The organism is Sphingomonas sp. M6A6_1c, assembly GCF_053345135.1.
The window spans coordinates 517,726-531,106 of sequence record NZ_JBKEZO010000002.1 but is presented as its reverse complement, the minus strand read 5'-3'; the positions used below and the strand labels follow the sequence as shown (position 1 = coordinate 531,106).

The window sequence follows — 13,381 nt, the reverse complement described above, 5'->3', positions numbered from 1 at the left end:
ACCATTCGGCTGGCGCCGAACGGTCCCCCTCCCCCTGGCGGGGGAGGAATTGGGATCACATCGCCCGCGCGTCCTGCCCCATGCGCGCGCCGGTTTCCAGCGCGTCGATCGCCGCGACGTCGTCCTCGTCCAGCGTCAGGTCGAGCGCGGCGAAATTGTCGCTCATATGGTCGGCGTCCGCCGCCTTGGGGATCACCGACAGGCCGTGGGCGAGGTGCCAGGCGATCACCACCTGCGCCGGCGAGCGGCTGTGTTTCTCCGCCACCCGCACGATGGCCGCGTCGCGCAACAGGTCGCCGCCCTGACCGAGCGGGCTCCACGATTGCGTCACGATGCCGTGCGCGTCGTGATAGGCGCGCTCGTCGCGGCGCTGGTGATAGGGATGCAGCTCGATCTGGTTGAGCACCGGCGTCACGCCGGTCGCGGCGATGATCGCGTCGAGATGCTCGGGCAGGAAGTTGGACACGCCGATCGAGCGCGTCTTGCCCGCGTCGCGCAAGCCGACGAGCGCCTTCCACGCATCGACATATTCTCCCTGCCCCGGCGCCGGCCAGTGGATGAGGTACAGATCGACCGCATCGACCCCGAGCAACGCGAGGCTCTCGTCGAGCGCCGCGGCGGGATCGCTTTGCCGGTCGTTCCACAATTTGGTGGTGAGGAACGCCTCGCTGCCGTGCACGCCCTCGCCGACGCCGCGCTCGTTGCCGTAGATCGCGGCGGTGTCGATCAGCCGATAGCCGAGGTCGAGCGCGCGGCGCACCACCAACGGCGCCTGCGGGTCGGGGAGTTTCCAGGTGCCGAGCCCGAGCCGCGGCATCGTGCGGCCGTCGTTGAAGGTGAGATCATCCATAATGGCACGAGCGCATGGGGCCGCCGCCCGGTTCCCCCTTCCCTTGCGCGCCGCGATCCGCCAAGTCCCGGCCCCATGTTCGAGAAAATCCTGGGCGTTCTCGCCACCTTCACCATCTGGGTGATCTCCAGCGGCGGCTATGTCGGCATCGCGATCCTGATGGCGATCGAAAGCGCGTGCATCCCGCTCCCCTCCGAGATCATCATGCCGTTCGCCGGCTATCTGGTCTCCACCGGGCAGTTCGACCTGATCCTCGCCGCGACCGCGGGGGCGATCGGCTGCAACATCGGCTCGATCGTCGGCTATGAGGTCGGCAAGCGCGGCGGGCGGCCGATGGCGGAACGCTGGGGTCGCTACGTGCTGATCGGACCGGGCGAGCTCGACGCCGCCGATCGCTTCTTCGCGCGCTGGGGCAGCCTCGCGGTGCTGATCGGCCGGCTGCTGCCGGTGATCCGCAGCTTCATCGCCTTCCCCGCCGGCGTCGCGCGGATGCGGCTGGTGCCGTTCCATGTCTATACCTTCCTCGGTTCATGGCCGTGGTGCTTCGGCCTCGCCTGGGTCGGCATGAAGCTCGGCGACAAATGGAACAGCGACCCGCGCGTCAAGGCTGCCTTCCACCAGGCCGATCTGCTGATCGGCATCGTCCTGATCGCCTTGGTCGCCTTCTACATCTGGCACCGCGTGCGCGGACTGAAGCGTCACCCCTGAGCCGCAGGGCGGCGCACCCGCCATGCAAGCCAGGCCAGCGCCGGCAGCGCGAGCAGCGCCCAGAGGGTGAAGCCGCTCCAGGCGCTCCAGCCGGACCATTCGCTCGGCACCGTACGCAAATAGCCATGGGCGAAGGCCCGGCCGACCCATTGCCAGACCGGGAAGGCGACGAGCGGTGGCGCGAAGATCTCGGCGGCGGCGATCACCGCGTTGATCGCGATCGAGAGGCCGAGCAGGACGCTCATCGCGATCCGCTCGCCGCGGCCGCCGGCGCGCATCCACTCCGCCGCCAGGCCGAGCGCGAGCGGCGCGACCGCCGGGATCAGGAAGCGCGGACCGGTGGTGTTGCCGCCGTCCCAATAGATATAGGCCGCATTGACCAGCAGCACGATCAGCGCGGTCGCGATCGCGGCGAGCGCCACCGGCCGCAGCGGCGGACGGCGGAGCCAATACCACAGGCCGAGCGGCGCCAGCAGCAGCACCGGCGCGACCCAGATCAGCCCGACCTGGAAGCCGAACAGCACCGCGCGCATCACGCGCAGCCGCGGCCAGCCGAGCCCGAACAGCCCCTGATGCATCCCCTCCCAGCCGACCACGCCCGAATAGCCGACGCGGAACGGCGTGCCGAACGCGACGAGATTGTAGAGCGCGAGGGGGAGCAGCGCGATCAGCCCGGCGGCGACGGCGATGGCGGCGAGGCGCAGGCGATCGGGTCGCTCGCGCAATCGCCACAGCGCCCAGCCGGCGATCGGCAGCGCGGCGAGCACCGCCTGATGCTCGACCACCACCGCCCAGCCGAGCGCCGCGCCGGCGAGCGCCGCCGCGCCCGCCCCGCGCGCGCCGGGCCGGCTGCCGCGCCAGATCGACCAGAATGCGATGGCATAGCAATCGGCGACGACGGCATGGCCGAGCAGGGTCGTCGACCAGCCCCAGACCGGCGTTCCCAGCGCATAGCCCAACGCGGCGAACAGGCCCGCGGCGGCGCTGCCGGTCAGCGCGGCGGCGAGATCGAACAGCAGCACCGCGGCGAGCGCGGTGAGCAGCGCCGGGCCGGTCGCGGCGGCGATGCGCGTGCGCAGCCGGAGGTAGCGTTCGAAATCGGGGCCGGCGGGGGCGGTGCCGAACCGCGACGCGCGCACCCCGGTCGCCGCATCGGCGATCCACACCGCGGGCAGCGCCATCAACGTCATGCCCGGCGCCTTGTCGAGATAGGCGTGCCCGTCGAAGCTCGCCTTGTCGATCGTCAGCGGGGCGAACTGGTCGATCGTCGCGTCGCCGTCCTCGACCAGGCTGATCGCGGCGAACATCCGCGTCGCATTATTGGGGTTGAGTTCCCACGAGCCGAACCAGGCGCAACTAAACCAGACGAGCGCGAACAGGACGATGCGGAGGTCGCGCATGGGTCGGCGTGAGGCCCGGTTAGCGCTGCGGCCGGCCGGGCATCAGGGAACGCGCGCCTCTTCGGCCTTGCGCGCCTGATTCTCCTTGCGTGCGGCGCGGGCGCTCTGGAGGAAGCAGCCGGTCTGGCCGCTCGCGCCGACGGTCGAGCAACTGCCCGTGCCGTTGACGCCGACGCCGGCGTCGAGCGTGCCCTGCGCGCGTGCCGCCCAGCTTTCGTTCTGCGGCGTCACCTGGAATTCGCGCAGCTCCTTGGGCACGCGATATTGCTCGCGCGCGCTGCGCCGTTCGCAGATCACGATCTCCTGCCCGTCGTTGTTGGTCGGGCAGCGTTCGTTGCCGTAGAGGACGAGGACGCCGTTGACCGGCGCGCGCTTGGCGACCTCGCCCGGCGTGGCGATCACCACCGGCTTGGCGGCGGCGGGGCCGGCCGGGGTCGGCGTGATCCGCGCCGCACCGGGCGCGGCCTGCTGCGCCAGCGCCGGGCCGGCGGCCAGCATCAGCGCGGTCGCGATCAAGATACGCATCGGTCTTCCTCTCAAATCCGTTTCGCCGCCGCGATCGCCACCTTGCAGCCGAGCCGGATCAGCCCGCTCAGCACCGGATAGGCGATCGCATTTTCGGCACCGTTGGCCAGCGCGTGGTCGCGATGTTCCAGTTCCTCCGCCTGGAAATCCAGGATCGCGGCGGAGAGTTCGGGTTCGGTCGTGCCGAGTTCGTCGAGCTGATCCTGATAATGTTTGTCGATCTCGGTCTCCACCGCCGCGGTGCAGGCCATCGCGGCATTGGGGCCGATCGCCGCGGTGATCGCGCCGAGCGCGAACCCCGCTTTGTCCCACAACGGCTGGAACAGCGTCGGGCGGACGCCGCGCCTGACGATCAGATCGTCGAAGAAGGCGCGGTGCCGCTCCTCCTGGCTCGCCATATGGTGGATCGCGCGGCTTGCGGGATGGCGGTCGCCGAACACCGCGAGCTGCCCCGCATAGATGCGGATCGCGCCGAATTCGCCGGCCTGATCGACGCGGATCATCGCCTCGGTCGGTTCGCGCCGGTCGCCGGGCTTCCACCGGCGGGCGGGCTGCGGGGTCGCCGTCTCTGCCATCATCGCGCTTTCCTCATCAGCCACAAGATAAGCCCGGCACCGCCCAGCGAAAGGATCGCGTTGAAGCCGGCGAGCGAAATGCCGGCCAGGCGCCATTGCGCGACGTCGCAGCGGATCACCGGCGCCTTCATCAACGCCGCCAGCCGCTCGTCGGGTCCCAGCCCGCGCAGGTCGACGGTCTGCGTGCAGGCGGTGAAGCCGTTCCACCAATGATATTCGACCCCGGCATGCGCGACGCCGATCGCGCCCGACACCGCGATCAGCAAGGCAGCCAGGATGACGAAGGCGTTGGCGATGCTCCGCTGCGGGACGACGAAGGCGAGCAGCGCGAAGGGCAGCGCGGCATAATGCGGCCAGCGCTGCCAATGGCACATCTCGCACGGGTAGAGATGGCCGACGAGCTGCGAGCCCCAGGCGCCGGCGAGCAGCGCCGCGGGCAGCAGCAGCGCGATCCAGCGGGCGAGGCGCGCGTGACGGGTCATTTCGGCTGCGGCGTCGCCGCCGGGATCGGGCGGGGCTTGGTCGCCGCGGCGACCTGCGCCGCGCCGCCGAGCCGCGCCACCGTCTTCAGCGCGTAATAGAGCTGGAAGTCGTCGATCCCCTGCTTCTTGAGCTGGTCGGCGGTCATCGCGAAGCGCGGATCGTCCTTGGTGTCCTCCTCGAGGATCTTGTTGTCGGCCTTGACCTCGTTGATCAGATGGCGGCGCAGATCGGCCTCGCGGAACACCGGGCGCGACTTGAAGTCGGGGTCGCTGATCTGCGGCACCTTGATGTCGGGCTCGATCCCGCCCTCCTGCACGCTGCGTCCCGACGGGGTGTAATAACGCGCGGTGGTGAGGCGCAGCGCGGTCTGCGGCCCGAGCTGGAGCAGCGTCTGCACCGAGCCCTTGCCGAAGCTGCGCTCGCCCATCACGAGCGCGCGGTGATGGTCCTGCAACGCGCCGGCGACGATCTCCGAGGCGGAGGCGGTGCCGGGGTTGGTCAGCACGACGACGGGCAGGCCGTGCGCGTCGTCGCCGGGCTTGGCAAAATAGCGCTCGATATCGGTCTTCTCGCGCCCGCGCTGTGAGACGATCTCGCCATGGTCGAGGAAGGCGTCGCTGACCGCGATCGCCTGCGTCAGCAGCCCGCCGCCATTGTCGCGCAGGTCGACGACATAGCCGAGCGGGCGATGGCCGAGGCTCTTGTCGATCGCCATGATCGCGGCGCGGGTGTCGGCGCCGGTGCTTTCCGAGAAGGTGTTGATATTGACGTAGCCGACGTCGCCGCGGACCTCCCATTTCACCGGTTTCTGGGTGATCACCTCGCGGTTCATCGTCACCTCGACCGGCTTGTCCTGGCCGGGGCGGACGAGCGTCAGGCTGATCTTGGTGCCCGGCTTGCCGCGCATCAGACCGACCGCCTCGTCGAGCGTCTCGCCGTAGATCAGCTTGCCGTCGATATGGGTGATGTAATCGCCCGACTTGACCCCGGCGCGCTGCGCAGGCGCGTCCTCCTGCGGCGCTACGACCTTGACCGCGCCGTCCTCCATCTGGACGGTGAGGCCGAGGCCGCCGTAATTGCCCTCGGTCTGGATGCGCAGATTGTCATAATCGAGCGCGTCGACGTAGCTCGAATGCGGATCGAGGCTGGCGAGCATGCCCTGGATCGCGCCCTTGATCAGCTTCTGGTCGTCGACCTTGTCGACATAATCCGACTTGATCCGGTTGAACACGTCGAGGAACTGATCGAATTCGCGATAGGTATCGGTGTCGACCGCGGCCATCGCCTGCGTCGCAAGCGGGATGAGGGACAGCGAGCCGAGGAGTGCAGTCGCGGTAAGTAGCGGACGGGCCATCGAACATCCTGAAGGCGGAGAGACAGGGCTCGTTTAGCCGCATTCTCGGGCCGGAGCAAAGCGCAGCGCGGCTGAACGCAGGCTGACTTGGCGGACGGCTCAGCCAAGCAGGCCGGCGATGTCCATCGGCCGGCCGCGGCGGCGCAGTTCGACGGTAACCTGCGGCTCCTCGCCAGCGGCGGCGCAGCCGAGCGGCATGCCCACGGCGACGCGCTGGCCGGCGCGGACCCGCAACGCACGGAGCCCGGTGATGAGGCTGGTCCAGCCATCGCCATGATCGATGATGACGATGCCGCGATAACCGCGGAAGGCGCGGGCGTAACGGACGATGCCGCCCGCCGGCGCGACCACGAGCGCGTCGGGGGCGACGGCGAAGGTCAGGCCGCGGGCGCGGACGCCGGCGTTGGAAATCTCGTCGAGCCCGGTGACGAGCCGGCCGCGCACCGGCAGGCGATAGACGCCGCGGACGCGCGCCGGCGCGACGCTGCCCGGTGCGAGCGGGCGCGGCAGCGGCCCCGGCAGAGCGGCGAGATCGGCGGCGCGCGCCCGCGCCACATCGCCCGCGCCGAGCGAATCGACGAGATCGCGGGCGCGCTCGCCGAGCGCCAGCGCGCGGTCCGATTCGCTCATCGCGGTGCGGCCGAGCGTTTGGCTGCGTTGGCGGTGCGTCGCCTCGAGGCGCGCGAGCGCGGTGCGATCCGCTTCGAGCCGCACCCGGCCGTCGCGCAGCGCGGTGGCGGCGAGCGCCGCGTCGGCCTGCAACGCGCGGGTGCGTGCGATCGCCTGTCGCACCGCATCGGTGCGCGCGCGCACCACCGGCAGCGCGCCGCCGAGCACCGCGCGGACATGGACGAGATCGTCGACCGATCCGGGCTGGGCGATCGCCACCAGCGTCGGTCGGCGGGCAAGTGCGGTCAGTGCGGCGAGCAGCCGCGCGACGGGCTGCTGCTGCGCGGCGAGCCGGCCCTGCTGGTCGGCGAGCAGATGCGCGACGATCGCCTGCCGCGCGCGGGCGGCGGCGAGGTTCGCTTCGGCGGCGGCGACACGGGCGGTGAGCGCGGCCTCCTCGGCGCGCGCCTTGTCGGCGGCGTCGCGCTCGGCGGCGGCGTCGCGGGCGAGATCGTCGGCGCGGCGCGCGGCGAGCGTCGCGTCGCGCCGGGCGGCGGCGAGGCGCTGGCGTTGATCGGGGAGGGTCTGGCTGTGGGCGGGAAGCGCGAGCGCGAGCAGCGCGAGGCAGAATGCGATTCCCCTGCCCTCTCCGCTTCGCGGCTGCGAGGCTCGTCCCCTCTGCCGACTGGAAAGGGAGAAGTCGCCGAAGCGGGCACGTGAGGGTGAGAGCGATACGCCCGCCATCACCCCTCCCGGTGGTACGGATGCCCCGCGAGGATCGACGTCGCGCGGAACAATTGTTCCGCCAGCATCGCCCGCGCCAGCATGTGCGGCCAGGTCGCACGGCCGAACGACAGCAGCAGATCGGCCTCGGCGCGCTCGGCATCGCCGAACCCGTCCGCCGCGCCGATCAGGAAGCGTACCTCGCGCGTGCCGGTGTCGCGCCAGCGCTCCAGCCGGCGCGCGAAATCCAGCGACCCCAGCACTTCGCCCTTTTCGTCGAGCAGGACGCGGATCGTCTGCGGTTCGAGCGCGGGCAGCTTGCCGCCGGTGTCGGGCAGCTCGGTGACGCGCGTCGGCCAGACGATCCGCTTGAGGTAGCGCGCCACCAGATCGGCCTCGGGCGAGCGCCCGATCCGTCCGCGCGCCACGACGTGCAGAAGGATGTCAGGCCTCTGGCGTCGACGAGGCGGGGGGGACGGGCAGCGGTTTCAGCGACGACGACACGGTATCGCCGAACTGCCACATCCGCTCCAGATTGTAGAAGGTGCGCACTTCGGGCCGGAAGAGGTGGACGATGACGTCGTTCGCATCGATCAGCACCCAGTCGGCGGTCTGCAGACCCTCGATCCGCACGCTGCGCCGGAACTCGGCCTTGATCTTCTCGGCGAGCTTGTTCGCCATCGAGGCGACCTGGCGCGTCGAACGGCCGCTGGCGATCACCATATGATCGGCGATCGTCGATTTGCCGGCGAGCGGGATGGTGATCACTTCCTCGGCCTGATCGTCTTCGAGGGACGCCATGATCAGCCGGTGCAGAGCCTCGACTTCGGCCGGATCGGCCGGACGCACGGCTTGGGGGTTAGTCGCCAAGGGGACTCCTGGGTTGCTGGGCCGGGTGGCGCCGGTGCCAGTCGGGATCGGCCGCACGGGCCGCGGTAGCGGAGGTAGGGTCGGGGCGGAAGCGCAACAGCACGAGTGCCGGCAATCTCCACATCGTCCAATGCTTCGCGTGGCTTGCGGGCCGTTGGAAGCGCCGCAGCCAACCCATGGCGACGCTCGCCCGGGCGGCCCGCTCATACCCCGGACGCGCGATCACCGCAATCGGCATCGTACGCGCGATCTCACGCCAGCCGCGCCAGCGATGGAATTGCACTAGATTGTCCCCGCCCATCAGCCAGATGAACTGCCGGTGCGGGTAGCGACGTTGCAATTTGCGCAGCGTATCCAGCGTATAGCGGGTGTGCAGCCGCGACTCGATATCGGTGGCGCGGATCGGCGCGCGGCGCGCCTGCCGCTTCGCCGAGGCGAGCCGCATCGCAAGCGGCGCCATGTCGCCGGCCCCGTCCTTCAGCGGGTTGCCCGGCGACACCAGCCACCACGTCTCGTCGAGATCGAGCGCGCGGATCGCGGCGAGCGTGATCGCGCGATGTCCGCGATGCGCGGGGTTGAACGACCCGCCGAGAATGCCGGTGGGGGTCAAAATTCGATTTGCCAATCTTCCCGCTCATGATGATCGCGGATCACTGCGACCGCTCGTCGCGGATACGGTAACGCAGCAAATAAGGCGTGTCGAAAATACGCAGGATTCGATGGCCATGACGATGTGGCCGCCCGCTCAGGGGAAAATTCTCGAGGAAACGCGCCCGGTCGCGGATCGCGATGAGCATCCGCAACGCGACCGCCGGGGACGCCTCGCGCGTGAGCCAACCGTTGATCGTCGCCAAATCGTCGCGCGCGAGCGGCGACCAGATTATCCGCATCGGTCCCGATGCTTGGCGATCATCGCATCAAGTTCGGCCATGACCTGTTCGTGCGGCACGCCTTCGCCGCGATCAAGCGAGTCGATGCCGGCCCGAATGAAGGAGTCGAAATCCGCGTCGCTCTCCGCCGCACGGCGGATTGCCTGGGCCGCGAATTCACGGCTGCTCATACCACGGCGAAGCGCGACGCTGTCGACCAGCGCCATCGTATCGGCATCGACTTCGGTTGTGATCGGCAGAAGGCTGGCCATGCCGCGAGTATAGGCGCGGCGCGACCGGTTCTCAACTCGTCAGCGCACCTGCCCCGTCCCCCGCCCGATCCATTTGTACGTCGTCAGCCCCTCCAGCGCGACCGGCCCGCGGGCGTGGAGGCGGCCGGTGGCGATGCCGATCTCCGCGCCGAGGCCGAATTCGCCGCCGTCGGCGAATTGGGTCGAGGCGTTCCACAGCACGATCGCGCTGTCGACGCCGGCGAGGAAACGCTCCGCCACCGCCTCGTCCGCCGCGACGATCGCGTCGGTATGGTGCGAACCGTGCCGTGCGATATGCGCCATCGCGCCCTCGACGCCGTCGACCAGCGCGACCGAGGCGATCGCGTCGAGATATTCGGTGTCCCAATCCTCCGCGGTGGCCGGCGCGACGCCGGTCGCCGCGACGATATCGGCATCGCCGCGGACCGCACAGCCGGCGTCGGCCAGCGCGTGGACGAGCGCGTCGGGCGCGGCGAAGGCACGGTCGATCAGCAGCGTCTCCATCGACCCGCAGATGCCGGTGCGCCGCATCTTGGCGTTGACGACGATCGCCCGCGCCATCGCGGCATCGGCGGAGCCGTCGACATAGACGTGGTTGATGCCGTCGAGATGCGCGAGCACCGGCACCCGCGCCTCCGCCTGGACGCGCGCGACGAGGCTCTTGCCGCCGCGCGGCACGACGAGATCGATGACGCCGTCCGCCGCCAGCATCGCGCCGACCGCGGCGCGATCGGTGGTCGGCACCAGTTGCGCCGCATCCGCCGGCAGCCCCGCCGCGGCGAAGCCCGCCGCCAGCGCCGCATGGATCGCGCGGTTGCTGTGCACCGCCTCCGACCCGCCGCGCAGGATCGCGGCATTGCCCGCCATCACGCACAGCGCCGCCGCGTCGGCGGTGACGTTGGGCCGCGATTCGTAGATGATGCCGATCACCCCGATCGGCACGCGCACGCGGCTGAGCTGCAGGCCGTTGGGGCGTTCGGCGCGGTCGATCACCTGCCCGACGGGATCGGCGAGCGCCGCCACCGCCTCGACCCCCGCGGCCATGCCGGCGATCCGGCCCGCGTCGAGCTGCAACCGGTCGAGCAGCGCGGCCGACAGCCCGCGCGCCGCGCCCGCCGCCATGTCGCGCGCGTTGGCGGCGAGGATCGGCGCTTCGGCATCGCGCAGCGCCGCGGCGGCGGCGCGCAATGCGGCGGCCTTGGTCGCGGTCGGCATGCCGGCGAGCGCGGCGGCGGCACGGCGGGCGCGGCGGCCCATCTCGGCGATCAATTCGGTCGGATTCTCTGCGTCGGCCATCAGGTTCGTTACCACGAACTGCCCCCTCGCGCCACGATCGCACTCTTGCTACGTCCATGCCATGTCGGGGGATATCACAGCAGCAGGCGACCTCATCACCGGGGCGCTCGGGGCACGGGCGGTCGAGCCGCATGCGGGGGACGGCGCGGGGCACGGGCATGCCGGCGACCTGTGCCTCAATTGCGGGACGCGGCTGATCGGCGCGCATTGCCACGCCTGCGGCCAGAGCGGCCATGTCCACCGCAGCGTCGGCGCGATCGGCCACGAGATCGCGCACGGCGTCTTCCATTTCGAGGGCAAGATCTGGCGGACGCTGCCGATGCTGCTGTGGCGGCCCGGCGACCTCACCCGCCGCTACGTCGCCGGCGAGCGCGCCCGCTTCGTCTCGCCGCTCGCGCTGTTCCTGTTCACCGTCTTCCTGATGTTCGCGGCGATCAGCGCGCTCGGCGGCGACATCGCTGAACTGGTCACGCCCGAGCGGATGAACAGCAACGTCGTCGGCCTGGCGCGCGGAGCCGAGAAGGCGCAGCAGGGGCTCGACAGGGCGGAGGCGCAGCGCGCGCAGCTGGTCGCCGCGGGCCGGCCGACGGCGCAGGTCGACAAGGACATCGCCTCGCTGCGCACCGCGATCGCCGCGCTCAGGCGCGTCGACGGCGGCGGAACCGGCGACATCCCCCTCGCGCTGACCAATGCGAAGACGGGATGGGAAAAACTCGACCACGGATTGCAGAAGGCGAGCAAGAACCCGGGGCTCGCGCTCTACAAGCTGCAATCGAGCGCGTACAAATACAGCTGGCTGCTGATCCCGATCTCGACGCCGTTCGTCGCGCTGCTGTTCCTCTGGCGGCGGCGGTTCGGCCTGTACGACCATGCGATCTTCGTCACCTACAGCCTCGCCTTCATGATGCTGATGGTGATCGCGCTGATGCTGCTCGGCGTCGCAGGTCTAGGCAGCGGCTGGATCGTGCTGGCGGTCTTCGCGCTGCCGCCGCTGCACATGTACCGCCAGCTACGCGGCGCCTATACGCTGCGCACGCTGTCGGCGCTGTGGCGGACCGCCGCGCTGCTCGTCTTCGCCTGGGCGGCGTTGCTGACCTTCGTCGCGCTGCTGCTGATGCATGGGCTGACCGACTGAGCGGCCGCTCAGGTCGCCGCCAGCGCCCGATACGTCTCGCGCAGCGCGACCTTGTCGATCTTTTCCGTGCCCAGCCGCGGCAGCGGCGCGTCGGCGATCCAGATGCGCGTCGGCACCTTGAAGGCGGCGATATGGTCGGCGAGGAACGCCTGCAGCGCGCCCTCGGTCAGCGTCTCGCCGTCGCGCGGCTGGACGACCGCGCCGGGCACCTCGTCGAAGCGCGCGTCGGGCAGGCCGAACACCGCCGCCTCCGCCACCGCGGGATGCGAGTAGAGCGCCGCCTCGACCTCATGGCACGAGATATTCTCGCCGCCGCGGATGATGATGTCCTTTTTGCGGTCGACGATGAACAGATAGCCGTCCGCGTCGAGATAACCGATGTCGCCGGTGCGGAAATAGCCGTCGGCGGTCATGCAGGCCGCGGTCGCCTCGGGCCGGTTCCAATAGCCCAGGAAATTGCAGATCGAGCGGATCGCGACCTCGCCGCGCGCGCCCTGCGGCACCGAAACGCCGGCATCGTCGAGGATGGCGAGATCGACCAGCGGCGGCGAGGCGCGGCCGGCGCTATTGGGCTTGGCGAGATAATTGGTCCGCCAATTGCCGGTGCCGACCGCATTGGTTTCGGTGAGGCCATAGCCGATCAGCGGCGCACCGCCGCCCATCTCGGCATCGATCCGCCGCACATGCTCCACCGGCCGCGGCGCGCCGCCGGCGGCGAAATCGGTGACGGTCGACAGATCGTAATGCGCGCGATCGGGATGGGTCAGGATCTCGAAGCTCATCAGCGGCACGCCGACGAAATAGCTGATCCGCTCCTGCGCGATCAGCCGCATCGCCTCGCCTGCGTCCCATTTGGGCATGAGCACCAATTTGCGCCCCATCGCGAAGCTCTGCAGCAGCACCGGCACCTCGGCGGTGACGTGGAACAGCGGCAGCGTCAGCAACGTCGAGGGCTGTTCGGTCGGCGCGTTGCCGTCCTGCGCGGCGATGCCGAGCATGGTGAGCGCCTGCGCGAGATAGTTGAAGACGCCCTGGATGACGCTGCGATGGTCGCACAGCGCCCCCTTCGACTGGCCGGTCGAGCCCGAGGTGAACAGGATCGTCGCATGATCCTCCGCGGCGACCGCCGGAAGCGGCATGTCGGGCTGGCCGGCGGCGGTCACCGCGGCGAGCGCCTGGGCGAGCGGCAGCGTGTCGTCGATCGTGACCACCGGCGCGTCGACGCCGCCGAGCCGCTTCGCCCGCGGCGCATCGGCGAAGACCAAGGCGCAATCCACCTCGCGAATCGCCGCCGCCAGCTCCTCCGCCTGCCACCAGCCGTTGAGCAGGGTGGCGACGCCGCCCGCCATCACCACGCCCATGTAGAGCACGATCCACGCCGGTGAGTTGCGCATCGCGATGCCGACGCGGTCGCCGCGGGCGATGCCGTGGTCGGCGACCAGCGCCTGCGCGACGCCGGTGGCGACCGCATGGACCTGCGCGAAGGTCAGCCGCTCGGCCCCGGACACCAGAAAGGTCTTGTCAGCATGTTCCTGACAATAATGGGCAAAATAATAAGGGAGCGAGGGCGGCGCGGCGGTGATGATCGGATAGTCGCGCCCGTCGCGCTGCGTGGTGCCGAGCGGCAGCATGCCGCCGGGCGCGGTCAGCGCCGCCATGGTCGCGTCCATGCGCTCGTCGAGCGTCGTCCTCATATCTCTCTCCGCTTGGTC

16 protein-coding genes are annotated in these 13,381 nt (G+C 70.2%); 2 read left to right on the top strand and 14 right to left on the bottom strand.

Translation table 11 applies throughout. The features are described from left to right. Nucleotides 1-55 precede the first annotated feature (55 nt). Nucleotides 56-850 (bottom strand): aldo/keto reductase, encoded by a 795-nt coding sequence (locus tag ACLBWH_RS05630; protein ID WP_447797356.1) that lies wholly within the window; start codon nucleotides 848-850, stop codon nucleotides 56-58. Between the two features lie 75 nt (nucleotides 851-925). Between ACLBWH_RS05630 and ACLBWH_RS05625 the strand changes: the two genes are divergently transcribed. After that, complete coding sequence (locus ACLBWH_RS05625; protein ID WP_447797354.1) at nucleotides 926-1,558, top strand: DedA family protein; 633 nt, start codon at nucleotides 926-928, stop codon at nucleotides 1,556-1,558. On the opposite strand, the gene ACLBWH_RS05620 is transcribed toward ACLBWH_RS05625, so the two are convergent. The 12 genes from ACLBWH_RS05620 to ACLBWH_RS05565 form a co-directional block, all read right to left on the bottom strand. Then, entirely contained in the window at nucleotides 1,549-2,958 is a 1,410-nt protein-coding gene (locus ACLBWH_RS05620) for a hypothetical protein (protein WP_447797352.1), read from the bottom strand. The genes ACLBWH_RS05625 and ACLBWH_RS05620 overlap by 10 nt on opposite strands. Before the next feature lie 42 nt (nucleotides 2,959-3,000). Further along, nucleotides 3,001-3,483, bottom strand: a complete 483-nt coding sequence (locus ACLBWH_RS05615) for a hypothetical protein (RefSeq protein WP_322848151.1) — start codon at nucleotides 3,481-3,483, stop codon at nucleotides 3,001-3,003. Nucleotides 3,484-3,494: 11 nt separating this feature from the next. Next, nucleotides 3,495-4,061, bottom strand: coding sequence for a demethoxyubiquinone hydroxylase family protein (locus tag ACLBWH_RS05610; protein WP_416222379.1), 567 nt, complete (start codon nucleotides 4,059-4,061; stop codon nucleotides 3,495-3,497). Then, nucleotides 4,058-4,540, bottom strand: a complete 483-nt coding sequence (locus ACLBWH_RS05605; RefSeq protein ID WP_447797350.1) for a disulfide bond formation protein B — start codon at nucleotides 4,538-4,540, stop codon at nucleotides 4,058-4,060. Before ACLBWH_RS05605 ends, ACLBWH_RS05610 begins: the two co-directional genes overlap by 4 nt. Next, nucleotides 4,537-5,895, bottom strand: a complete 1,359-nt coding sequence (locus ACLBWH_RS05600) for a S41 family peptidase (RefSeq protein WP_322848153.1) — start codon at nucleotides 5,893-5,895, stop codon at nucleotides 4,537-4,539. Before ACLBWH_RS05600 ends, ACLBWH_RS05605 begins: the two co-directional genes overlap by 4 nt. Before the next feature lie 99 nt (nucleotides 5,896-5,994). Continuing rightward, nucleotides 5,995-7,248 carry a murein hydrolase activator EnvC family protein gene (locus tag ACLBWH_RS05595; protein ID WP_447797349.1) on the bottom strand — a complete coding sequence of 418 codons (1,254 nt, stop codon included), beginning with the start codon at nucleotides 7,246-7,248 and terminating at the stop codon, nucleotides 5,995-5,997. Continuing rightward, on the bottom strand, nucleotides 7,248-7,670 hold the full coding sequence (locus tag ACLBWH_RS05590) for a 23S rRNA (pseudouridine(1915)-N(3))-methyltransferase RlmH (RefSeq protein WP_447797499.1): 423 nt from the start codon (nucleotides 7,668-7,670) through the stop codon (nucleotides 7,248-7,250). Before ACLBWH_RS05590 ends, ACLBWH_RS05595 begins: the two co-directional genes overlap by 1 nt. A 1-nt stretch (nucleotide 7,671) precedes the next feature. Continuing rightward, nucleotides 7,672-8,028: a ribosome silencing factor gene (gene rsfS / locus ACLBWH_RS05585; protein ID WP_322848155.1), complete on the bottom strand. Its 357-nt coding sequence runs from the start codon at nucleotides 8,026-8,028 to the stop codon at nucleotides 7,672-7,674. A gap of 58 nt (nucleotides 8,029-8,086) precedes the next feature. Further along, nucleotides 8,087-8,722, bottom strand: a complete 636-nt coding sequence (locus tag ACLBWH_RS05580; RefSeq protein WP_322848156.1) for a nicotinate-nucleotide adenylyltransferase — start codon at nucleotides 8,720-8,722, stop codon at nucleotides 8,087-8,089. Nucleotides 8,723-8,747: 25 nt separating this feature from the next. After that, entirely contained in the window at nucleotides 8,748-8,987 is a 240-nt protein-coding gene (locus ACLBWH_RS05575) for a type II toxin-antitoxin system RelE/ParE family toxin (protein WP_322848157.1), read from the bottom strand. Further along, a complete protein-coding gene (locus tag ACLBWH_RS05570; protein WP_447797347.1) occupies nucleotides 8,978-9,238 on the bottom strand; it encodes a CopG family ribbon-helix-helix protein in 261 nt (86 codons plus the stop codon). The genes ACLBWH_RS05575 and ACLBWH_RS05570 overlap by 10 nt, the downstream gene beginning before the upstream one ends. Before the next feature lie 39 nt (nucleotides 9,239-9,277). Then, on the bottom strand, nucleotides 9,278-10,534 hold the full coding sequence (locus tag ACLBWH_RS05565; RefSeq protein WP_447797346.1) for a glutamate-5-semialdehyde dehydrogenase: 1,257 nt from the start codon (nucleotides 10,532-10,534) through the stop codon (nucleotides 9,278-9,280). 61 nt (nucleotides 10,535-10,595) lie between these two features. Here ACLBWH_RS05565 and ACLBWH_RS05560 point away from each other — a divergent pair, with 61 nt between their 5' ends. Next, a complete protein-coding gene (locus ACLBWH_RS05560) occupies nucleotides 10,596-11,669 on the top strand; it encodes a DUF3667 domain-containing protein (protein WP_447797345.1) in 1,074 nt (357 codons plus the stop codon). 8 nt (nucleotides 11,670-11,677) lie between these two features. On the opposite strand, the gene ACLBWH_RS05555 is transcribed toward ACLBWH_RS05560, so the two are convergent. Further along, on the bottom strand, nucleotides 11,678-13,363 hold the full coding sequence (locus ACLBWH_RS05555) for a class I adenylate-forming enzyme family protein (protein ID WP_447797343.1): 1,686 nt from the start codon (nucleotides 13,361-13,363) through the stop codon (nucleotides 11,678-11,680). Between the last annotated feature and the right edge of the window lie 18 nt (nucleotides 13,364-13,381).